Below are 20098 nucleotides of genomic sequence, written 5' to 3'. Positions count from 1 at the left end.
GCCTCAGGTCGCCTCGTCGTCGCCCGGCTCGTCGCTCGCATCGAGACTTGCGACCGAGTCTCCCGCGACGGCGAGGCCACCGGTGTAGACGCGCTCGCCGTGCACACGCTCCCCGAGCTCGATCCGCCAGTACGACGGGCCGTCACCGGAGCGGCAGCCGAGCGTGAACGACGGCGCCGCGAAGATCCGAAACCTCGCCCCGGCGGGCTTACGCTCTTCGCTCACGTGGCGATGCCCATGAAGGACGGCCGTCACCCCGACCTCGTCGAAGAGGCGCGCGGCCGACTCGGCGTCGTCGAGGCGCATCCCGATCTCGCTCGGCGCGCGCCGGCCCACGCCATGGGGGAGAGGGACGACGTGGTGGTGAAGGAGCACGAGCCTGTGCCGCGCGGCGCGGTACTCCGGCGTCTCGGAGACCGCACGCACGAAGGCCGATTGCTCGGCTCCGATGGCGCCGTTGTGACGGAAAAAACGGCGTTGGGGACGCACGCACGAGTCGAGCCCGACGAGGACGCACGAGGCCTCGGGCACGTGCCGCACGTACGCGCCGCTCGGGTGGAGGCCGAGCCCGAGGGCCGACGCGAAGGCGCGCCACCCCGCCCGCTTCGACTCGGGTGTAGGGCGAGGCCGACCGCTCCCCGAAAACGGAAACATGTAGAGGTCGTGATTGCCGGGCACGGCGTAGAGCCTGCCCTGCGCCCGAAAGCGAGCGAACGCGGCGAGCACCACCTCGTACCCTGCGCCATCGTCGGTGAGATCTCCCGTGATCGCGACCGCGTCGACGTCCTCCCCGATGGCGCTCGCGGCCTGGAGGAGCCTCACGTTGGTGTTCTTGGGCGTCCCCTCCGCGAGCAGGGCGAGGCGCGCCGCCGACGGAGGGCTCTCTGCGAGCACGGCGCTACGACGCGCGTCGAGCCGGCTCGCGAGCCAGGCCGCGCGCACGACGGGATCGGGGTCGTCGACCTGCTTGCGAGAGGGTACGCGGTGGGAGTACCCGCTCGGGTCCAAGAGCTGGATATCTTTGGATTTTTTACCGACCCTACGCAGCACTTGCCAACCGGCGCCGCGCCACACGGGCTCCCAGCGGGAAGGGTCGGAGTCCGCGAGGTTCTTCGAGCGGGCGACGACCCGGAGGCGGTCGTGGAAGGTGTCTCCGAACGTCGACACGTGCAGGTCGGAGACGTGCGCGAGGACGAACGGGCGCACGCTCACATGCCCGAGAGGATGCGGAACGTCTCGCCCTCTTTGACGAGCTCGAGGCGATTCTCGGCGACCGTGTGCCGCCACTCCTCTTGTTTCACGCCGGGGATGCGGTAGCTCGCCGCATACGTGTAGTCGACGAGCACGTGATCGTTCTCGGCGAACGAGATGCGGCGGTAGCGCACCTCGTACCGGATCGTCTGCGTCTTCATGAACGTGCCCGTGAGGTAGTCCTTGAGACCGGCGAAGTCGATGTCGTCCTCGGCGTTCGCGTTGCCGCCGTCCTCGAAGTACCGGGGGCTCGCGAGCTTGAGCAAGAGGCCGACGTTCTTCTCCTCGACGCCGTGCCGGTACTCTTCGCAGAAGCTCACGACCTTGCGGTTCTCGGAGGAGTCCTCGACGTCCGTGTTGGGGATCATGCTCTTCGAGCAGCCGACCGAGCCCATCACGAGCGCGGCGAGCGCGGCGACCACGGGCCCCGAAAGCCTCGCGCCGCGACGGGCGTGCGCCTCGTCTCGACCGGGGGTGAGTTCGACGGACGTCGGGAGCAAGGGAGCGGAAGAGCGCATGGCGAAGGACGAAACCTCGGGGCAAGGGTTCCCATTCCCGGGAACCGGCAAAACTACGGGACCATCGGCCGAAGCCGCACTTTAGCAAAGACGCCCCAAGATGGGCCCACCTCGAGCACCTCGGGGGCCATTTCGGCCGTCAGCGGGACGAGGGCCTCGTGGGCGGGCCGCAGCGGCACGTCGATGTCGCCCGTGCCGTGGCCCACGGACACCTCCCCCTCGCCCCAGCGCGCGTAGCCCGAGCCTCGGACCTCGGCCGAGACGAGGAGCGCGACCGCGCCGCTCGACCCTTCGACGAGGCGCGCCGAGGCGGGGCCCACGTCGTCGATCGCGACCACGACCACCGCGTCGATGAGCCTATGGCGGACGAGGTCGGCGGCCGCCGAGAGCGCCTCGAGGCCCCCGGCCGCGCCGAGCCCGACGGCGAACCCAGGCCCGGTGAGGCGGTAGGCGATCGAGCATTCGCCGCACGGCGCGTTGGGCGAGGTGAACGGGAACCTCCGAGGCTCGGCGAGGCGGGCCCCGCGCCGCCGTGCGCTCGCCCAGAAGAGCGCGTTGGTCTCGTGGGTGGCGAGACCGTGGCCGACCACGATGCCCGCGCCGTCGAGAGGCCCCTGCTCGTCCCGAAGGGCGCCCACCGCGCCGAGGGCGAAGCGCGAGAGGCGGTCGGTCCGCGAGAGCTTGTCGCGGTGGACGCCCGTCATCCCCTCGAGCACGTCCAGCGTGGGCTCGGACGTGACGTGCACCGCGCGCGACACGAAGACCGGGCGCTCGAGCGAGCCCGGGGCACGGCGCTTCGGATCGCGGCCCAGCACGAGGGCCGCGTTGGCGCCACCGAAGGCCGCCGAGAGCTTCAGGGCGCGCCCGGCGTCACCGACGACGCTCTCGCCGAGGGTACGGGCGAGGTCGGCATCGGTCGACGAAGCGCCTCCACCCGCCGTCGCCGGCAGCAAACCGCGCTCGAGAGCGTCGAGCGCCGCCAGCGTCTCGAGCACGCCGGCGGCGCCGAGCGTGTGCCCCACCTGAGGCTTGAAGGCATGGACGACGACGTCGCTCGCCCGCGGGATCCCGAGGGCCTGTGCGATCGCGCGCGACTCGGCGGCGTCGTTGAAGTCGGTCGCGGTCGCGTGGGCGCTGACGAGCCCCACCGCCGGACCTTCACCCGCCGCGTCGATGGCCGCGCGGGCGGCGCGCGACAGGCCTTGCCCCGTGCGGTCGGGCGCCGTGAGGTGCACGGCGTCGGAGGAGGCCCCGAACCCGTGAACGTAGCCGAGCGCGCCGGGCCGAGGCTCCCTCACGAGGGCGACCAGCGCCGCCCCCTCCCCGAGCACGAGGCCGTCGCGCGTCGCGCAGAACGGCCGCATGATCCCTTCCTTGGAGGTGGCCCTGATGGCCTCGAACCCCGCCGCCACGAACACCCCCACGGCGTCGTAGCCGCCGGCAAGCACGAGGTCGCAGCGGTCGTCGTCGAGCCACGCCGAGCCGAGCCCGATGGCGAGCGTGCTCGACGCGCAGGCCCCGAGCACGAGCGACGCGCGCGACGGGGGCAGGCCGAGCTCGGCGACGATCGCCGACATACCCCTGAAGTACGTGAATTCACACAGCTTTTCCCGCCCTGCGTCGACGACACCGGCGGCGAGATCGTCGAAGTACGACGCGGCGCTACGGAGCCCCCCGCTCGAGGTCCCGATGCAGAGACCGACCCGGCGCGAACGCCACCCGGGCAGCACACGGTCGAGGTCCTCTGCGCACGCACGCGCGGCCCCGACGACGAGGCGGATCGAGCGCTCCGACGGCGATGACGGAGCTCCTTCCGAGAGCGCGACACGCGCGGCGAAAGGGCGCGTGAGGTCGGCCGCGACGAGCTCGGCGTCTCGACCGACGGCGACGCGCGGCGCCTCGCCGAGCCCGGCGACGCGGAAGGCCTCACGCCCTTCGCCGAGGGCGGAGAGCGCGCCGAACGCGACGATGCACGTCACGGCACGGGCTCCTCGAACGCCGCGAGGTCGGGAGCTTCGTCCCCGACCGACTCGACACGCACCCGCGCGACGAGCCCAGGGACGCGTCGCGCAGCGGCCCCGGAGAACGACGCTCGGTAGAGCGCCACGTCGCCCGCCCCGGGCCGAACGCCGCGCGCGGTGACCGAGAGCTCCTCGACCGCGAGCTTCCCCTTCTCGACGCGCTCGGCCTCGACGTGGCCCCCGTGAGCGGCGCGGAACATCTCGATGGTCGCCTCGCCGTCGCGCAAGACGAAGTACGTCCCTTCGCGCGTAGGCTTCGCGAAGAGCAGGCGCCCGTCGAGCTGCGACAAGAACCAGAAGCGGAAGAAGCCGACGGGAAGCCCCGCGGCCTCCGGGCCGTCGATCGTGCCTCGTTTGTGCACGTCGACCGCCGGTACGTCGAACCGGAAGCGCTCGCGGGAGAGCCATGCGTCGAGCGCGGTGCTGCCCCCGGGACCGAGGAGCTGCAGCCTCACGGCGCGGCCAGGGAGCACGGCGAGGCCCCCGCGTGCCGTGAAGGTCCGCCCCGTGTACGGTTCGATCATGTCGACCGCGACGATGAGGGTGTAGGGCTCCTTCGGGAGCTCGGCGCGCGCCGACGCGAGCGCTGCGCGACCCTTGTCCCACTCGCGCTGAGACACCCGGGGGAGCTTGGCGAACGGCGCGGCCTCCGCGCAGCCCGAGAGCACGAGCGCCGCGACCAAGGCGACCGCGGTGCGCCCCACGTTCGTCACCCGAGCACCACGGCGTAGGCGTTCCCTTGAGTCTCGGCGACCACCGCGACGCGCTCGCGCACCTTGGACGCGACGAGCCCCGCCGCCGCCGAGAGGAAGATCGCGCCGGCGGACTCGTGGGCCCCGGTCGCGACCTCCCCCGCGAGCACCTCGCACGAAGCCCACGCGGTGCCCGCGAGCAGGCGCGCCGCGGTGGCCTCGTCCCTCGCGATGACGAGCGAGCGACCCGCGCCCGGCTCGGGAGGCTCGAGGTCCACGGGCGAGCCGGTTCGATAGGCCCGGGCGGAGAGGACCCGCGCGAGCACGGGGAGCCCCTTCTCGCGCGCGAGCTCGGCGGACGCGAGCACCGTGGCGCCGGCTCCCTCGGCGCGAACGGGCCGCGCTTCACGAGGGCCTACGAAGACCCGTGACAACACGTTCTCGACGATGTCGCTCTCTTCTTCGACCCCCCCGACACACATCGCGCGGACCTCGCCCGAGGCGACCATCTCGACACCTTGGAGGAAAGCAGCCTCGCCGCTCGCCGCGAAATCGACGATCGCGAACGACGGACCGGACAGGCCGAGGTAGATGCTGATGTGCCCGACCGGGGACGACGGCACGAGGTTCGGAAAGTCGGCCGGGCTCGCGAGGCGCGGCCCCTTCTCGAACACGCGCCGCATGAACGCCGCGGACGCGTCGAGGTTGCCCCACGCGTTGCCAAGCAAGAGACCTATCCGATCCCCGTACGGGACCTCACCGCCCCCGCCGGCGAGCGTCGCGCCCGATAGCGCCCTCTCGACCACGAGCGCGCCGAGGCGGGAGAGCCTGTCGAGGCGACGGGCACGCGCAGGATCGAACGCCGATGCGTCGAGCGTGATCTTCGGCGTGCCGGGGAGCGGATGCGCAAGGACCTCGTGCGTGTCGGGTCCGGCCGCGAGGCCCCACGGGGTGAGCGCCGCCGCGCCGACGACCACGACCTCGTGCCGTTCGGCCATGGCCCCCCGCGCGAGCCCGGGCTTCGCCAGCACGATCACCGAGTCCATGCCACCGAAGCCGAACGAGCTCGACGCGGCGACCCGCAGCTCACGACGCTCGGTGTGGGGCACGTGCCTCACCGCGCACTTCGGATCGGGCTGCTCGAGCCCCACCGTGGGCGGGACCACGCCGTCGCGCAGGGCGAGGGTCGTGAGCACGGCCTCGATGGCGCCGGCCGCAGCCAAGGTGTGCCCGAGCTGCCCCTTCGAGCTCGACACGGGCACACGCGAGGCCTCCGCACCGAGCGCCGCCACGATCCCCGCCGACTCCATGGCGTCGTTGAGCGGCGTCGCCGTACCATGTGCGTTGATGTAGTCGAGCTCGGTCGGGCCGAGGCCGGCGCGCTCGAGGGCACGTGTGAGGAGCCGGGCCGGGGTCTTCCCGGAGGCGTCGGGGTTCGTGATGTGGTGGGCCTCGGAGCCGATGCCCCAGCCCCCGAGCTCGCAGGCGACGACAACGCCACGCGCGCGGGCGGTCTCGGCCCGCTCGAGCACCACGAAGCCCGCGCCTTCCCCCAGGTTGAGCCCACGACGGCGCTCGTCGAAGGGGCGGCACGGCTCGGGGTCGCACGCGGACAGCGCGCCGAAGCCCGCTTGCGTGAGCCTGCACAGACCGTCGGCGCCCCCGGCGAGCACGATGTCGCACTCGTCGAGCAAGAGCCAGCTCGCCGCCACCACGATGGCGTTCGCCCCGCTCGAGCACGCGCTCGACAAGGTGCGCGTGCGGGAGAACGGGCCGAGCTCGGCGTCGATCCAGTGCGTCGTCGAGCTTATCGGGTTCGAGAGGAGCTTTCGCCACGCCTCGTCCTTGGTCGTCTCGCGCTCCCGTGGGTCGGCGAGCACACCGAGGAGGGTCTCGGTCTCGAACATGCCGCCCGTCGTCGCGCCGACCACGAGCCCGACGCGGAGCCCTCGCGCCCTCGCCTCGGCGATCTTCCCGCGCTCGCAGGCCTCACGCGCCGCCACGAGCCCCATCTCGGCGGTGCGCGACCAGGTGTCGCTCGCCACCTCGCGGAGGCCGCTCACCTCGGCGCCGATCGCCGATTTGTAGCCCGACGCGTCGAACAGGGTGAGCGCGCGGATGCCACGCTCCTCGCCGACGATGCGTCGCCACGTCGACTCGACGTCGTTCCCGAGCGCCGACACGAGCCCGACGCCGGTGACGACCAAATGGGAGGGCGCGCTCGCGGGGGTCACGACGGCGTGGTCGTGCGGGCGCGGTCGATGTGCTCCGCGATGCCGGTGACCGAGCGGAAGATGGTCCGGGCCTCGTCGCCCTCGGGGATTCGAACGCCGAACGCCTCTTCCAAGCTCATCGCCAGCTGGAGCGCGTCGAGTGAGTCGAGCCCGAGCCCTTCCCCGAAGAGAGGCGCGTCGTCCTCGATGGTCGCGGGATCGCGGCCTTCCAAGTTCAGCTCACGCACGATGAGCTCTTTGATTTCCGTCTTCAGCCGAGCGAGATCCATAGGTTCGCTCCGAACCCTAGCAAACGTTGGAAACCTCGGGAAACCCGTTCTCGCCGAACCGCGACCCGAGAACGACCCGGGTCGCCGACGAACCGACTGGCGAACCTCGACCATGTCGCCTAAGGAGTTCCCCGGGGCGAACGCCGGAGAACCACCGCGCGGCCCCGGAGGTTCGCCATGGGAGCGCTGGTCAACTACGCCACGGACAAGGGCGTCGCCGTGATGACGCTGAACGATCCGCCGGTCAACGCCTACAGCTACGAGATGCTGAAGGAGCTCGACGCGTGCATCCTCGAGGCGCGCTTCGACAACGACGTGCACGTCATCGTCCTGACGGGCCACGGCGACAAGTTCTTCTGCGCCGGGGCCAACGTGAACATGCTCCGCGAGGCCGACGCGACCTTCAAATACTACTTCTGCCTCCACGCGAACGAGACACTGAGCCGCCTCGAGCAGACGCCCAAGCTCTGCATCGCCGCTTTGAACGGGCACACCGTGGGCGGCGGGCTCGAGGTCGCGCTCGCCTGCGATCTCCGCATCGCGCGGGCCGGCGCCTTCCAGATTGGCCTCCCCGAGGTCGCGCTGGGTGTGCTCCCGGGCACGGGCGGCACCCAGAGGCTCGGCCGCCTCGTCGGCCGCGCGCGCGCCATCGAGCTCATGGTCGAAGGCACGAAGCTCGGGGTGACCGAGGCGCTCGAAGAGGGCATCGTGAACAAAGTCTACGAGGCCGACACCCCCGAGGCCTTCGTGCGGCAGGTGGTCGACTACGGCCACCGCTTCTGCACCCCGCACGGGGCACCGCTCGCGGTCGGGCGCATCAAGCGGGCCGTGCAGTCGGGCCTCGACGGCAGCCTCGAACAGGGCCTCGCCCTCGAGCGCGAGCTCCAGTCGCAGCTCTTCGTCTCGAACGACGCCAAAGAGGGCTTCGCCGCGTTCACGGAGAAACGAAAACCCGCGTTCCGAGGCCGCTAACCTCTCGTATCTTAAGTACTTTTGGCCATCGGGCGGGGCGCCCTCTCACCCCGCCTTGGCGAAGAGCTTCGCGTAGTAGTCGCTGATCTCGTCGCCGCCGAGGCGCGTGAAGAACGTCGAGTAGGCCATCCAAATCGCGAGGCCGTTGAGGTCACGGAACATGGGAGGCAGGTAGCGCGGGGGCTTCACGACGCCATCGGTCACCCGTCGCGCGAGCACGGGCACGTCCTCGTGCGCCACCTTGCCCACGAACAAAAACGGCACGAGGTCCGCTCGGTTCTGTTGGATGGCGCTCCGAATGAACGCGTAGTTGAGGACGATGCCCTTGCAGTAGCAGGCGTCCTTCGTGAAGGGCGCGCCGCCCTCGACACGACCGCCGCGGAAGATGCGGCTCGTGTTGGCGAAGCACTCGTCCTCTTCGTAGCCCTCGGTGCGGAACCACTCGAACACCTCGAGGAAGCTCGCGCCGTCCTCGGCCTTGTCGACGGCGAGCACCCGGTCGTTGAGCCTGCGCGCGCGCCTCGGGTAGGTGCGAAAGGTGAAGATCTCGAGCAGCGCCGCGAGCCCCTCTTGAACGGTGGTCGTGCGCGGCGGGCCCTTCGCGAGCCAACGCGCGACCGGCTGCTGCTGCCCGTTGAGAGACGTGGCCACGTGCACCCACCCCTCGTGCACCTCGAGGATGTCGATGTCCCGCGGGGAGAACCGCGCACCCGAGCGCACCTTGACGTAGTCGGAGCCCGCCGCCGCGTCGGACAAGATGTCGTCGTCGACCTGGACGCGCACGGTGTCGTCGCCGAAGTACGTGAGGAAGCGCCGGTTGAGCTCTTCGGCGGCCGCCGTCGCCTCGATGTTCCGGCGGCTCTGCTCGCTCGTGTCGACGATCTCGACGTTCGTCAGGATGTCGTAGAGCACGTGCCCGAGGTCCCGGAGCGTGGTCTTCCCGTCGGGGAATTTGTCCTTCGTCGAACCGTAGAGCTTGCGCGAAAAGGCGTAAAAATGCGGGGTCCCGCGCATTCCGAGCATGCGCACGACGTCACGGTACTCGAGCGCCGAGGCGCCCAAGATGGCGCCGATCGCGTCGTTTTCGCCGAGCTTCTCGTCGATCTCGCGCACGATCTCCTCGAACTCCACGGCCTTCGCGCGCGGCTCGAAGCCCAAGTCCATGCGGGCGTACGTCTCGGCGTTCACGGCCGGCAGCTCCCGGCACTTCTTCTGGAAGAACTGCTCTTCGACCGAGGCGTCCCAGCGCAGGGCCTGGAGCACGCGGATGGGCCGCTGCGCCTCGACGATACGGCTCGCGAGCTGCGCGACGACCTCCTTGTAGCTCCGCCACGGACCTGCGACCGGGATGGCCGGGAGCGACGGGAGCGGGGGCGCGTCGTCGTCGTCGTCGTCGTCGGGCTCGTGGTCGGGGGCGCGCGCCTCGGGCTCGCTCACGCGGTGCTGAGAGGCCCGTTCGCGCGGCACCTTGACCTCGGCCTTTTCGGCCTTCTCGGTCTTCTCGGGCCGCGCCTCTTTGGCGTCGTCGTCGTCGGCCCGCGCTTTTTTGCGCTCCTCGCCCGAACGCTCGCCCATGCCCCGATTGTCGCCCACCTCTCGTGCCTTTTGAACCCCAAAAGGCCGAATGCACCCGAACGCCGACCTCACGCGCCACGAGCGCCGCAAAGGGAGCGGAAGGAGCACCGCGAGTGCTATGGGTCCCGCCGTGCGCATCGCCCGCCTCACCGTCTATCCCTTGAAGAGCGCCCGGGGTGTCGACGTTCTCGAGGCCGTCGCGAGCCCGACCGGCCTCGTCGGCGACCGACACTTCATGCTCGTCGACGAAGCCGGGCGCTTCTACACCCAGCGCGAGTGTCCGGCGCTCGCGCGGCTCGTCGCCACCCGCGAGGGCGACGAGCTCGCCCTCCGGACCGACTCCGGGACCTTGCGCGTCCCGTGGGAGAGCCGTGAGGGAGAAAAAAAGGTCCGCGTCCAGATCTGGGGCGACTCGCTCGTCTGCGACGACGCGGGAGACGAGGCGGCCGAGCTCCTCTCGGCGCACGCGGGCGCCCGTGTTCGCCTGGTCCGCTTCGGGCTCGCGTCCGAGAGGCCCCTCCACGCCCGCTACGGAGGCGGCACGACCGAGCTCGCGGACGGCTCACCTTTGCTCGTCGCGAGCCTCGCGTCGCTCTCGCCCATCGCACCCGCGCTCGGTGGGCAGACCCCCTCCATCACGAGGTTCCGAGCCAACGTCGTCATCGACGGCGACGCTCCCTTCGCCGAAGAGGGCGCGGGGGAGCTCGTCGTCGGAGACGGCCGCGTCGTGCTCGGGCTCGTGAAACGATGCCCACGTTGCCCCGTCGTCGACGTGGACCCCGACACGGGCCTCCGCGCCCGCGGGACACTCGCGGCGCTCGCCGTCGCTCGCCCGCCGACCAGCGACGCCGAGCGCGCCGCAGGCGAAAAGAGGGCGGTCTACTTCGGCGTCGACAGCGTCGTCCGTGTCCCAGGGACGCTCCGCGTCGGGGATCCGGTGACCCTACGCTGAGCCGTCCGGTCAACGCCTTGGTCCATCCGGTCATGACCGGCCGGCCGAAATCGCGTCGTCCCGGGCCAGGGTGGCCCGTGCCTCACACGCGCTTCGGGCCGTTCCGCGGGGGGCTCTTGGCGTTCACCGCCCCCATCGCCGCGGCCGCGCCGTCACGCACGACCCGCTCGAGCGCTCGAACGGCGTCGTCGACCAGGGCTGGCAACCGCGCTCGCTCGGTCGCGTCGAAGCCCTGGAGCACGTAGTCCGCGACGTCGCCCGGGAAGCTCGGGGGAGGCCGCCCGATCCCGACGCGTACCCGCACGAAGTCCGGGCTCCCGACACGCGCGAGGATCGACCGGAGCCCGTTGTGCCCCGCATGGCCCCCGCCGACCTTCACGCGCACTTCTCCGAACGGCAGATCGAGCTCGTCGTGCACCACGATCACGTCGCTGGGCGCGAGCTTGTGGAACACCATCGCGGGTTGCACGGAGTCGCCCGAGAGGTTCATGAAGGTCTGGGGCTTCAGGAGGACCACGTCCTTCCCGAAGGCGCGGCCCTTGGCGAAAAGGCCCGAGAACTTCTCGCGGAAGTCCTCGAGCCCTTCGCTCTTGGCCACGGCGTCGATGACGAGGAAACCCGCGTTGTGACGGGTCTCCGCGTACTTTTTCCCAGGGTTGCCCAGGCCGACGACGAGCACGTCGGATTACTTCTTCTTCGCGTCCTTCGCGGGGGCGGCGGCCTTCGCGTCCTTCGCGGGGGCAGCGGCCTTCGCGTCCTTCGCGGGAGCGCCAGGAGCCGCCGCGGCCTCTTCGCCACGGTCCTTCTCGGGGGCCACGACCGAAACGATCGTCTGCTCGGCCGGGAGGCGAACGCTGACGCCCTCGGGGAGCTTCACGTCCTTGGTCGCGCAGGCCTCGTTGAGCTTGAGCTCGGTGACGTCGATCTCGACGTTGAGCGGGATGCGATCCGGGAGGCAGCGCACCGGGAGGGTGCGGAAGACCTGACGGAGCACGCCGCCGAGCACGACGCCCGCCGCCTTGCCCTTCACGATCACGGGCACCTCGGTGTCGACCGGCTGGTCGAGCTTCACCTCGACGAAGTCGATGTGCTGGAGGACGCGCGTGACGGGGTGGTAGGTGTAGTCCTTCACCATCACGAGGAGATCGGTCTTATCGATCGCCATCTTGATGACGGTGTTCTTGCCCTTCTCGCTGCGCAGGATCGCGAGGAGGTCCTTCGGGGGGACGGCGATCGGGGTGGCGGTGAGGGTCTTGCCGTAGGCGATGGCGGGGACGTGACCCTGGGCGCGGACGCGGCGGGCCTCGCCCTTGCCGGACGCGGTACGGGAAACGGCCTGAACGGAAGGCATGGAGCTCATGACGAAAATCTTCTCCTCGATGGGTCCCGATAGGAGCTGGGCCTTGGGCACACGGGCTCCGAGAGGGAGGGCGGTGGCCTTAGCAGATGAAGCTCCGCATGGGTAGCGAAAGCGCGGCACATTCGTCGGGTCGGGGCGGAGGGCGGCCCGAGCGCGGCCGCGCCGTCGGCACGCAGCTACGGCGGAAACGTGAAGCTTTGCGGGAATTTATCGCACACAAGGGGCCATTTTCGCCCCAGGGAATGCGCGAGGTCGAACGTCTCACGCGCATGCTCGACGACCTCTACGCCGTGCTCGGTGTGACGGACGACGCCGACGAGGCCACCCTCCGCCGCGCCTTCCGCGCTCGCGCCAAGGAGCTCCACCCGGACCGGAACCCGGACGCCCGCGACGGCGACGCGCGCTTCAAGGCGCTCGGGCGGGCCTACGCCATCTTGTCGGACCCGTCGCGCCGCGCGGACTACGACGCGACACGAGGCAGGCCTCGCCGTCGAGTGCCTCAGGTGCGGCGCGTCACCGTAGCTTGGGAGCGCGCCTCGGCGAGCGAACCGACCGGCCGAGGGCCCACGAACGGCCTCGAGATGTTGAGCGTGCTCCTGCGACCGAAGAAGGACGAGCGCCCCGGCGACGATCGCCTCGTGGGGGTGGCCATTTCCCTCGGCGACGCCCTTCGCGGCGTCACCCTCGAGCTCGTCGGCAACGCGGGATCGCGCGGGCTCGACGGGCACCGCGTGGACGTCCCTCGGGGCACGACGCGCGCGTTCACCACCCGCCTCACGGGGCTCGGGTTCGCTTCCGAAGGGAATGGGCCCCCCGGGGATCTCCTCGTCGACGTACGAATCGCCGAGAACGCGGCCTTCCGCGTCGAGGGGCGCGATCTGCGCCTCGCCCTCCCCGTCACGGTCGCCGAGGCCTACCTCGGGGCGACGATCTCCGTGCCCACCCCCTCGGGGACGATCGCGCTGCGCGTCCCGCCGCTCTCCGGGCCGGGCACCGTGCTGCGGGTGCGTGGCAAGGGTGTCCCGGGCTCGCGAGGCACGTCGGGAGATCTGCTCGTGCGGCTCGACGTCGCCCTGCCGACCGCCTCGACCGACCGCCTCGACGCGATCTTCGCGCGCCTCGACGCGGAGCTACCCGGCCCCCCCCTCCGCGAAGCGGTCACGCTTTGAAGAACGCCTCCACCCCGCGTTTACCAAACACTATCCAACACTTACACGACAAGCCAAACCTCACGAGGGATCCGCTCCGCCTGGCCGCGTCCTGCTACGCTCGGCCCATGCGAACGCGCTCGGCCTGGGTGTCGTCCCTCATCGTCGCGCTCTCGGTGCTCGGGGCGGAGGCCCGAGCCGAAGCGGCGATCCCCTCGAGCGTCGCCGTGGTCGAAATCGAGGACGCTCGCCACGGGCTCACGGAGGAGGTTCGCGCGCGGCTCTCGACGCACCTGCGGGCCGAGGTCGGGCGCTCCGGGGTGACGGTGATCGCGGTCGCGGGGACCGGGCCCGCGCTCTCGGCGGTCGCCACGTCCGCGCTCGTGACCACGGTCACCTTCGTCGGGCGCAGGCTCGTCGTCGTCGGCGAGATCCGCGATCTCGAGACCCGCGCGATCGTGGCGCAGGCGCGGGCCGAGCTCGAGGTGCCCGCGGGGCGCACACCCGAGTCGGTCACGCGCGCGCTCCTCACCGACCTCGTGGCCCAGCTCCGCGGCGAGCTCGCCCTCGGGACGGTGCGCCCGCTGCCCCCGCCCGACGGCACACCCGAGACACCGCAGGAGGTCGAGCCCGACCCACCACCGTACGTGCCACCTCCCCCACCCCCGGACGATCCACCGCCGAGGACGCCCGATCGTCATGTGCTCCACGCGGGCCTCGAGGCCGAGGCCGGCACGTTCGCGGGGGTCGCGGAGCTCGGCCTCGCCACCGCGACCGCCGACGCCTTCTACGGCGGCGCCCAGGTCGCCAGCTGGCGCACCGAGGCGCGTACGTTCGTCGGTGGGCTCGCGTTCGCCGTGCGCAAGAACACCGTCCTCGACACCTTCTATGGCCTCGGCCAGCTCTCCCTCGTCGGGAACGAGGCACGTGACATGATCGGGCTCGTCCAGATCGCGCCGCGCAACGACGCAGGTGGCTTCGTCGGCGTCGGGCAGATCGGGCTCCTCAACATGGCCGCCGCGGAGGACGACTCGCGAGACTCGTCCCTCACGCACGTCGCGCTCGGCCGCGTCGGCCTCGGGAACGTGACCCACGACGACACCTACCTCGGGCTCGAGCTCGGCCTCGGCAACCTCGGAGGTCGCGCGCACGCGCACTCGCTCGCCCACGTGGCCGTCGCGAACATCTTCCCGGAGGGCAACGTGACCACGGGAGCCCAGCTCTCGGCCGTGTCGGTCGTCGGCGAGGACTTCACCGGTGGCGTCCAGGTCGGGCTCTTGGCCAGCACGATCCGCACCTTCTCGGGCCTCGGCCAGGTCGGCGTCGTGAGCTACGTCGGCAACAACCTCTACCGGGAGGTCTTCGGGATCCACGTCGACAACGGCGACAACGACCACGAGACGTTCCGCGGGCTCGTCCAGGCCGGCGCCTTCTCCATGGTCGACCACGATTTTCGCGGGGTGCTCCAAACCGCCGGGCTCGCCACGTTCGTGGATCACGAGGCCTACGCGTTCGCGCAGGTGGCCCCGCTCAACTACGTCGGCAAGCACTTCTGCGGCGTCACGCAGATCGGCGCGCTGAACCTCACCGACCGCTTCACCGGCGCCTTCCAGGTCGGCGTCGCGAGCTACGTCGACAAAGAGCTCGTCGGAGTGCAGCTCGGCGTCGCCGACCTCTCGAACCGCATGAAGGGAGCCCAGGTGGGCGTGCTCAACGTCGCGGCGGTGGCCAAAGGGGTCCAGGTCGGCGTCGTCAACATGACAGGTCGCCTCGAGGGCCTCCAGATCGGCCTCGTCAACTACGCCAAGGAGGGGGGGCTCCTCTCCGTCACGCCCATCGCGAACGTCGGCTTCTGACCGAGCCTCGCGGTCCGCGTGGCACGGTGCATGCTAGCTTCGGGGGCGATGCACGGTCGCAGGCTCGCCCTCGGTCTCGGGTTCGTGGCTTCCTTCGGGGCGCTCGTCTCCCTTCGTGGGTGCGCCTCGGCCGACGGGTGCCTCGGCGGCGACGACGGTGTCTGCCGGCCTCGCCCTGCGTGTGAGGGGCTCGCCTACACTTGCTCGGCGCCTTCCGTATCCATCCGAAAGATAAGCGGTTTCGGAGATCGCCCTCCCGGGATGAACGCGCTCGCGGCCCGCGGCGATCTCGTGCTCGAGAACGACCGCGTGAGGCTCGTGCTCGACGCCCTCGACGCCCCCCACTACCTCGCCCCCACGGGCGGCACGATGCTCGATTTCGTCCCGAAGGGCGGCACCTCGGACGACGAGCTCAATCAGATCTTCCAAGCGACCGGCATCCTCCCGGCGACGCGGTCCGCGCGACGCGCATCGACGTCGACGACCACGCCCCCGAGTACGTCGCCGTCGTGGTCCGCGGCGTGCTCGACGGTCGGCCGCGGACGAGCGTCGTCACGAGGTACGAGCTTCGCCCCTGCGAGCCCGGTGTGCGCATCAGGACGGAGCTCTTCCACGGCGGCCGCGAGCCCGAGACGTTCTTCTTGAGCGACGCGCTCTACTGGGGCGGTCGCGAGGCGATCCCCTTCGTGCCCGGCCGTGGGCGCGGTTACACACACCCGGACCTCGACCTGACGGAGCTCGACAAGAGCTTCGGGGAGAGCGCGTTCGTCGCCGCGAGGCCGGAGCGTGAGGGCGGCAGCGCCTACGCCGAGCTCGCGTGCGGGCGGAGCACGCTCGCGGGGTTCCACAGCACGTCGATCAGCGCGACGGGGCTCCCTCGCACGATCGTGATGCCGGGCGACTCCCTCGCGTTCGAGCGGTTCGTCGTCGTGGCGGACGGCGCCGGGGTCTCCCACGCGGTCGACCTCGCGCTCGAGGCGCGAGAGAAGCTCTTCGGTGAGGCGACCGTCGAGGTGACGGGGCGGGTCGTGCACCCCGACGGCTCACCTGTCGCGCGAGACGAGCACCCGAGCCTGCTCGTGGTGGAGCGCGGCGACGGCGCGTCGGGAGAGTCGCCCTCCGAGCGCACGGTGTGGACCGAGATCGTCCCCGCGGTCGACGGCACGTTTCGCGCGCGTGTGCCCTCCGGGAGGTCTCTCCGGCTCGCGCCCCACGTCCTCGGACGCCCGCTCCGTGACACCGTCCCGTTGCCTACCTCGGGCGGCCTGGTCCCCGACGTGGTCGTGCCCGACGTCGGGCTGCTCGAGGTCACTCTGGCAGACTCGGCCGGGCGCCCCGTGCTCGGCGAGGTCGTGCTCACGCCCGTGGACGAGGCCGACGTGGAGCGGACGCGGGGCTCGACGCACGGGGTCTTCGACGAGGCCCGGTGCGCACCATGGCTCGGCCCCGCCCACGGGGGCTCGCCGGCGTGCAACCGCGCGCTCACCGCGGGCGACGGGCGCGTGAAGCTCGTCGTCCCCGACGGGAAGTACTTCGTCTACGGCACCCGAGGGCCCTTCGCCACCCTCGCGCGCGCCGAGGTCACGATCGCCCGAGGCACCGTGGCGCGCGCCGCGCTCGTCGTCGACGCGCTCCCGGACCTGCTCCCCGCGGGGGTGCTGTCGGCCGATTTCCACGTCCATGCGGGCGCGAGCTTCGACAGCAGCCTCCCGGAGCGGGATCGCGCGCGCTCGTTCGTGGCCACGGGCGTCGACGTGATCGCGGCGACCGACCACGACGTCGTGACGACCTACGAACGCGCGATCCGCGAGCTTGGCATCGAGGGGCGTGTCCGCGTGCTCCCGGGAGCCGAGACGACGGGCCACGTGCTCTTCTACAGGCCCCCGGACGCCGACATCCCGAAGGTCGTCGGGCACTACAACTTCTGGCCTCTGCGAGCCGACACGGACCTGCCTCGCAACGGGCTCCCATGGGAGGAGCTCTTGGAGCCGGGGGCGCTCTTCGACCGCGTGAGGCCAGGGTTCGTCGGGCGCGGCGTCATCCAGATGAACCATCCGCTCGCGGGGTCGAGCTTCGGGCGGGACGAGGGCTTCTTGACCGCGATCGGCTACGACGTGCGCACGACCGTGCCGAACGCGCCGAGCGACACGGGACCGGGGCAGCTCGTGCGCGCGTCGACCGCGGGGACCACCGCCCTCGCGTACGACGTGCAAGAGGTGATGAACGGTACGTCGACGCGTCAGCACTCGGACTACCGCCTCGCGTGGTTCTCGTTCTTGAGCCAGGGCATCGTCCGCGGTGGCACGGCCAACAGCGACTCGCACACCCTCGCCGTGGAGGTCCTCGGCTATCCACGGAACCTCGTGTTCGGTGGGCACACGTTGGCCTCGTTCGATCCCGAGCGCTTCGACGAGGACGTGCGGCAAGGACACATGGTGGGCACGAACGGGCCGGTCATCGTCGCGACGCTCGGGGGAGAAGGCCCGGGCCTCAAGCCGTTCCAGCCTCGCTCGGGCGCGACGTTGAACCTCGAGGTGCGCGCGGCCCCTGGATCCCCGTCACCGAGGTGCGCGTCGTCGTGAACGGCACGGTGGTGCGCACCATCGGAGGAAACGACCTCCGCAAACCTTCGAATCCATTCGGGAAAGATGGCATCGTCCGATTCGCGGGCTCGCTCCCCCTCGAGGACCTCCTCGCGCGTGTGCCGGCCGACAAGGACGCCTGGATCGTCGTCGAGGCCGGCCTCCCGCCCGTGCCGGCGCGTGATCTCGATCCAGACGGGCGCCCCGACACGACCGACATGAACCACGACGGGGTCATCGATGAACGAGACCGCATCGGCCGTGACGACGACGAGACCTGGGAGGAGCCCGGGCGACCGCGCGTCGACGATCCTCGCTTCTCGGCGCACGTGATCGCGCCCGGACACTGGGCGACGGCGTTCACGAACCCCTGGCTCGTCGACCGCAAGGGGGACGGCTGGACCGCCCCGGGGCTCGCACCGTGAGTCGAGGGGGCACACGCGCGGAGGCGCTCGCGGCGGGTTTGCTCGTCGCCTCGACGATGGTCGAAGGTGCGGCGCACGCCGCGTCTCCCTGCGACGATCCTCGGCCTGGCGTGGGCACGCCGGCGCGTGTGCCGCTCTTCGGTCCCGCCGACTTCGGCACCTCCCAGGAGGCCTGCGCGAGGACCCGCGTCGCGCTCGAATCGCGGGGCGCGCTGCTCGTCGCCGAACGCGATTTCTACGGCACGCTCCTGGCGGGCACGCAGGTGCGCGCCACGGTGGCTCTCTCCCGCGGCACGTGGCTCTCCGTCGTCATGCCTGGCGTCGAGTACCGCTTCGTCGCGAACGCCACGGTCGAGGCCGAGCGGGCCTCCCTCGGCGCGGGCGCGCTCGGTCTCCACGTGCCGGTCGCGGAGAGCGGGTCCTTTCGCCTGGTCACGTTCGGACGCGTGCTCCTCCCGACCGAGACGATCTACACGAACGCGACCCGGCAGGGGCTCGAGCACGGGCTCACGGGCCTCCTCCGCGCGAACGGCTGGCTCGAGGTCGTCGGGACGCTCGCATTCCCCACCACCTTCGTGACCACGAGCGGACGTGTGACGGTGGGCTCTTCTCCCGTGCTCGCCGTCGACGCGGTCGCTCGCCCTGCCAGGGCGTTCGGCATCGCGGCGGGGTTCGGTCTGCGCCCCCTCGACTCGTTCGACCCGCGCGTGCAGCTTCGGCTCTATCCGTTCCGGAACGCCTTCGTGGCGCTCGGGGGCACGTTCCCGATGCTCGGCCGCGATCGGACGACGGCGGGGGTCGGGCTGTCGCTCGGGTGGGACGGGCTCTGACGCCGGGTGCGGGGTGTGCAGCGCCTTGCACACGCGTGCTTCACGGTTGCACGCTCACGAGATCCCGAGCTCCTCGAGCTTGTAGTAGAGCGCGCGACGGCTCACCCCGAGGATGCGTGCGGCGAGGGTCTTGTTGCCGTTCGCGCGCGCGAGCGCCTCTTTGACGGCGTCGCGCCCCGCTTGCTGGACGGCCGCCTCGAGCGTGGGCCGGTGGGGCTCGTGCGCCGCCTGCGGGGCGCCGCGACGGAGCTCTCGCTCGACGTCGTCGAGGGTGATCCGGGCCGCGTCCGAGAGCACGACGACCCGCTCGACGAAGTTCTGGAGCTGACGCACGTTCCCGGGCCATTTCTCCGCCGCGAGGCGCGCGAGCGCAGGTGGCTCGAACGTCGCCGGCTCCCCCGTGCGGCCGAGGTGCGAGCGCGCGAACCGTTCGGCCAAGACTTCGACGTCACCCTGGCGCGCGCGGAGCGGCGGCACCTCGAGAGGGACGACCGCGAGCCGGTAGTAGAGGTCTTCCCGGAACGACCCGCTCGCGACCATCGCGGGCAGATCGCGGTGCGTGGCAGCCACGAACCGCACGTCGACCTTCACGGGCTTCGAGCCACCGAGCCGCTCGATCTCGCGCTCCTGGAGCACCCGGAGGAGCTTCACCTGCGTCGCCGGAGTGATGTCGCCGATCTCGTCTAGGAAGAGCGTGCCCTCGTGGGCGAGCTCGATGCGGCCGGGCTTGCGCTGTGAAGCGCCGGTGAAGGCCCCCTTCTCGTAGCCGAAGAACTCACTCTCGAGGAGCGTGTCCGGAAAGGCCGCGCAGCTCAGCTTGATGAACGGCTTGTCGCGGCGAGGGCTCTCGTCGTGGATGGCCCGAGCGATGAGCTCTTTGCCCGTGCCGCTCTCGCCCGAGACGAGCACGGTCGCCATGGAACGCGCGGCGCGAGCGACGAGGTCGCGGACCGCGGCCATCACGGGTGACGCGCCAAAAAGCCCTTTATCTTCGGACACTTCCGGAACCGAGTCGATAGCGCGCCGCCCCCCCTCGAGGGCCTTCGCGACGACGAAGAGCAGCTCCTCGCGGTCGAACGGCTTCTGGACGAAGTCGGCCGCCCCGGCCTTCATGGACTCGACGGCGAGCGAGACCGTCGCGTGGGCCGTGACGAGCACCACCGGGAGCTCGGGGCAGCGCGAGTGGACCTCCGCCATCAGGGCGCGACCATCCATTTTCGGCATTCGAATGTCCGTGAGCACGACCCCGTACGGCGCGTCGTCGAGCGCGGCGAGAGCGCGCTCCGCGGAGGGCACGACCGTGACGGCATACCCCGCCTGGCGAAGCTGCGCGCCCATCACGGTGCCAACGGCCACGTCGTCGTCGACGACCAGGACGTGGGCTCTTTCTCGCGAGGATCCCATCATGAGAGG

Annotated in this window: 18 protein-coding genes; 8 read left to right on the top strand and 10 right to left on the bottom strand. The window is 71.1% G+C overall.

All coding sequences use genetic code 11. The features are described from left to right. Nucleotides 1-3: 3 nt before the first annotated feature. The 6 genes from IPK71_20080 to IPK71_20055 all read right to left on the bottom strand — a co-directional run bounded on the left by IPK71_20080 (nt 4) and on the right by IPK71_20055 (nt 6985). Complete coding sequence (locus IPK71_20080) at nt 4-1212, bottom strand: metallophosphoesterase (GenBank protein MBK8216033.1); 1209 nt, start codon at nt 1210-1212, stop codon at nt 4-6. Beyond that, nucleotides 1209-1646: a hypothetical protein gene (locus IPK71_20075; GenBank protein MBK8216032.1), complete on the bottom strand. Its 438-nt coding sequence runs from the start codon at nt 1644-1646 to the stop codon at nt 1209-1211. Before IPK71_20075 ends, IPK71_20080 begins: the two co-directional genes overlap by 4 nt. 176 nt (nt 1647-1822) lie before the next feature. Beyond that, complete coding sequence (locus tag IPK71_20070) at nt 1823-3748, bottom strand: 3-oxoacyl-ACP synthase (protein MBK8216031.1); 1926 nt, start codon at nt 3746-3748, stop codon at nt 1823-1825. Beyond that, a complete protein-coding gene (locus IPK71_20065) occupies nt 3745-4503 on the bottom strand; it encodes a hypothetical protein (GenBank protein MBK8216030.1) in 759 nt (252 codons plus the stop codon). The genes IPK71_20070 and IPK71_20065 overlap by 4 nt, the downstream gene beginning before the upstream one ends. Continuing rightward, the gene (locus tag IPK71_20060) at nt 4500-6716 is read right to left on the bottom strand and encodes a 3-oxoacyl-ACP synthase (protein MBK8216029.1); all 2217 of its coding nucleotides are present in this window, start codon (nt 6714-6716) and stop codon (nt 4500-4502) included. The genes IPK71_20065 and IPK71_20060 overlap by 4 nt, the downstream gene beginning before the upstream one ends. Then, a complete protein-coding gene (locus IPK71_20055) occupies nt 6713-6985 on the bottom strand; it encodes a hypothetical protein (protein MBK8216028.1) in 273 nt (90 codons plus the stop codon). The genes IPK71_20060 and IPK71_20055 overlap by 4 nt, the downstream gene beginning before the upstream one ends. Nucleotides 6986-7162: 177 nt before the next feature. Between IPK71_20055 and IPK71_20050 the strand changes: the two genes are divergently transcribed. Next, nucleotides 7163-7957, top strand: coding sequence for an enoyl-CoA hydratase/isomerase family protein (locus IPK71_20050; GenBank protein MBK8216027.1), 795 nt, complete (start codon nt 7163-7165; stop codon nt 7955-7957). Nucleotides 7958-8002: 45 nt separating this feature from the next. Here IPK71_20050 and IPK71_20045 read toward each other — a convergent pair whose 3' ends face one another. Next, entirely contained in the window at nt 8003-9532 is a 1530-nt protein-coding gene (locus tag IPK71_20045; GenBank protein MBK8216026.1) for a flavohemoglobin expression-modulating QEGLA motif protein, read from the bottom strand. Nucleotides 9533-9650: 118 nt separating this feature from the next. Here IPK71_20045 and IPK71_20040 point away from each other — a divergent pair, with 118 nt between their 5' ends. Continuing rightward, nucleotides 9651-10484 (top strand): MOSC N-terminal beta barrel domain-containing protein, encoded by an 834-nt coding sequence (locus tag IPK71_20040; GenBank protein ID MBK8216025.1) that lies wholly within the window; start codon nt 9651-9653, stop codon nt 10482-10484. Between the two features lie 82 nt (nt 10485-10566). Here the strand turns inward: IPK71_20040 and IPK71_20035 are convergent, their stop codons facing one another. Next, a complete protein-coding gene (locus IPK71_20035) occupies nt 10567-11163 on the bottom strand; it encodes an aminoacyl-tRNA hydrolase (protein MBK8216024.1) in 597 nt (198 codons plus the stop codon). 6 nt (nt 11164-11169) lie between these two features. Beyond that, a complete protein-coding gene (locus tag IPK71_20030; protein MBK8216023.1) occupies nt 11170-11835 on the bottom strand; it encodes a 50S ribosomal protein L25 in 666 nt (221 codons plus the stop codon). A 251-nt stretch (nt 11836-12086) separates the two neighbouring features. Between IPK71_20030 and IPK71_20025 the strand changes: the two genes are divergently transcribed. The 6 genes from IPK71_20025 to IPK71_20000 all read left to right on the top strand — a co-directional run bounded on the left by IPK71_20025 (nt 12087) and on the right by IPK71_20000 (nt 18685). Next, complete coding sequence (locus IPK71_20025) at nt 12087-13013, top strand: DnaJ domain-containing protein (protein ID MBK8216022.1); 927 nt, start codon at nt 12087-12089, stop codon at nt 13011-13013. 107 nt (nt 13014-13120) lie between these two features. Next, a complete protein-coding gene (locus tag IPK71_20020; protein MBK8216021.1) occupies nt 13121-14848 on the top strand; it encodes a hypothetical protein in 1728 nt (575 codons plus the stop codon). 261 nt (nt 14849-15109) lie between these two features. Continuing rightward, the gene (locus IPK71_20015) at nt 15110-15493 is read left to right on the top strand and encodes a hypothetical protein (GenBank protein MBK8216020.1); all 384 of its coding nucleotides are present in this window, start codon (nt 15110-15112) and stop codon (nt 15491-15493) included. Beyond that, nucleotides 15436-17430 (top strand): PHP domain-containing protein, encoded by a 1995-nt coding sequence (locus IPK71_20010; GenBank protein ID MBK8216019.1) that lies wholly within the window; start codon nt 15436-15438, stop codon nt 17428-17430. The genes IPK71_20015 and IPK71_20010 overlap by 58 nt, the downstream gene beginning before the upstream one ends. Continuing rightward, nucleotides 17427-17855, top strand: a complete 429-nt coding sequence (locus IPK71_20005; protein ID MBK8216018.1) for a hypothetical protein — start codon at nt 17427-17429, stop codon at nt 17853-17855. The genes IPK71_20010 and IPK71_20005 overlap by 4 nt, the downstream gene beginning before the upstream one ends. After that, nucleotides 17852-18685, top strand: a complete 834-nt coding sequence (locus tag IPK71_20000; protein ID MBK8216017.1) for a hypothetical protein — start codon at nt 17852-17854, stop codon at nt 18683-18685. Before IPK71_20005 ends, IPK71_20000 begins: the two co-directional genes overlap by 4 nt. A gap of 54 nt (nt 18686-18739) precedes the next feature. Here the strand turns inward: IPK71_20000 and IPK71_19995 are convergent, their stop codons facing one another. After that, nucleotides 18740-20089, bottom strand: a complete 1350-nt coding sequence (locus tag IPK71_19995; GenBank protein ID MBK8216016.1) for a sigma-54-dependent Fis family transcriptional regulator — start codon at nt 20087-20089, stop codon at nt 18740-18742. Nucleotides 20090-20098 lie beyond the last annotated feature (9 nt).

This window comes from Myxococcales bacterium (assembly GCA_016712525.1).
Lineage (GTDB): Bacteria > Myxococcota_A > Polyangia > Polyangiales > Polyangiaceae > JAAFHV01.
This window is presented reverse-complemented; position numbering and strand designations above follow the sequence as displayed.

Excerpts from the sequence above, each read along its gene's own strand:
- IPK71_20075 (MBK8216032.1), bottom strand. The coding sequence starts at position 1,646 with ATGGGCTCGGTCGGCTGCTCGAAGAGCATGATCCCCAACACGGACGTC.
- IPK71_20055 (MBK8216028.1), bottom strand. The coding sequence starts at position 6,985 with ATGGATCTCGCTCGGCTGAAGACGGAAATCAAAGAGCTCATCGTGCGT.
- IPK71_20050 (MBK8216027.1), top strand. The coding sequence starts at position 7,163 with ATGGGAGCGCTGGTCAACTACGCCACGGACAAGGGCGTCGCCGTGATG.
- IPK71_20045 (MBK8216026.1), bottom strand. The coding sequence starts at position 9,532 with ATGGGCGAGCGTTCGGGCGAGGAGCGCAAAAAAGCGCGGGCCGACGAC.
- IPK71_20040 (MBK8216025.1), top strand. The coding sequence starts at position 9,651 with ATGGGTCCCGCCGTGCGCATCGCCCGCCTCACCGTCTATCCCTTGAAG.
- IPK71_20030 (MBK8216023.1), bottom strand. The coding sequence starts at position 11,835 with ATGCCTTCCGTTCAGGCCGTTTCCCGTACCGCGTCCGGCAAGGGCGAG.
- IPK71_20025 (MBK8216022.1), top strand. The coding sequence starts at position 12,087 with ATGCGCGAGGTCGAACGTCTCACGCGCATGCTCGACGACCTCTACGCC.
- IPK71_20020 (MBK8216021.1), top strand. The coding sequence starts at position 13,121 with ATGCGAACGCGCTCGGCCTGGGTGTCGTCCCTCATCGTCGCGCTCTCG.
- IPK71_20015 (MBK8216020.1), top strand. The coding sequence starts at position 15,110 with ATGAACGCGCTCGCGGCCCGCGGCGATCTCGTGCTCGAGAACGACCGC.
- IPK71_19995 (MBK8216016.1), bottom strand. The coding sequence starts at position 20,089 with ATGGGATCCTCGCGAGAAAGAGCCCACGTCCTGGTCGTCGACGACGAC.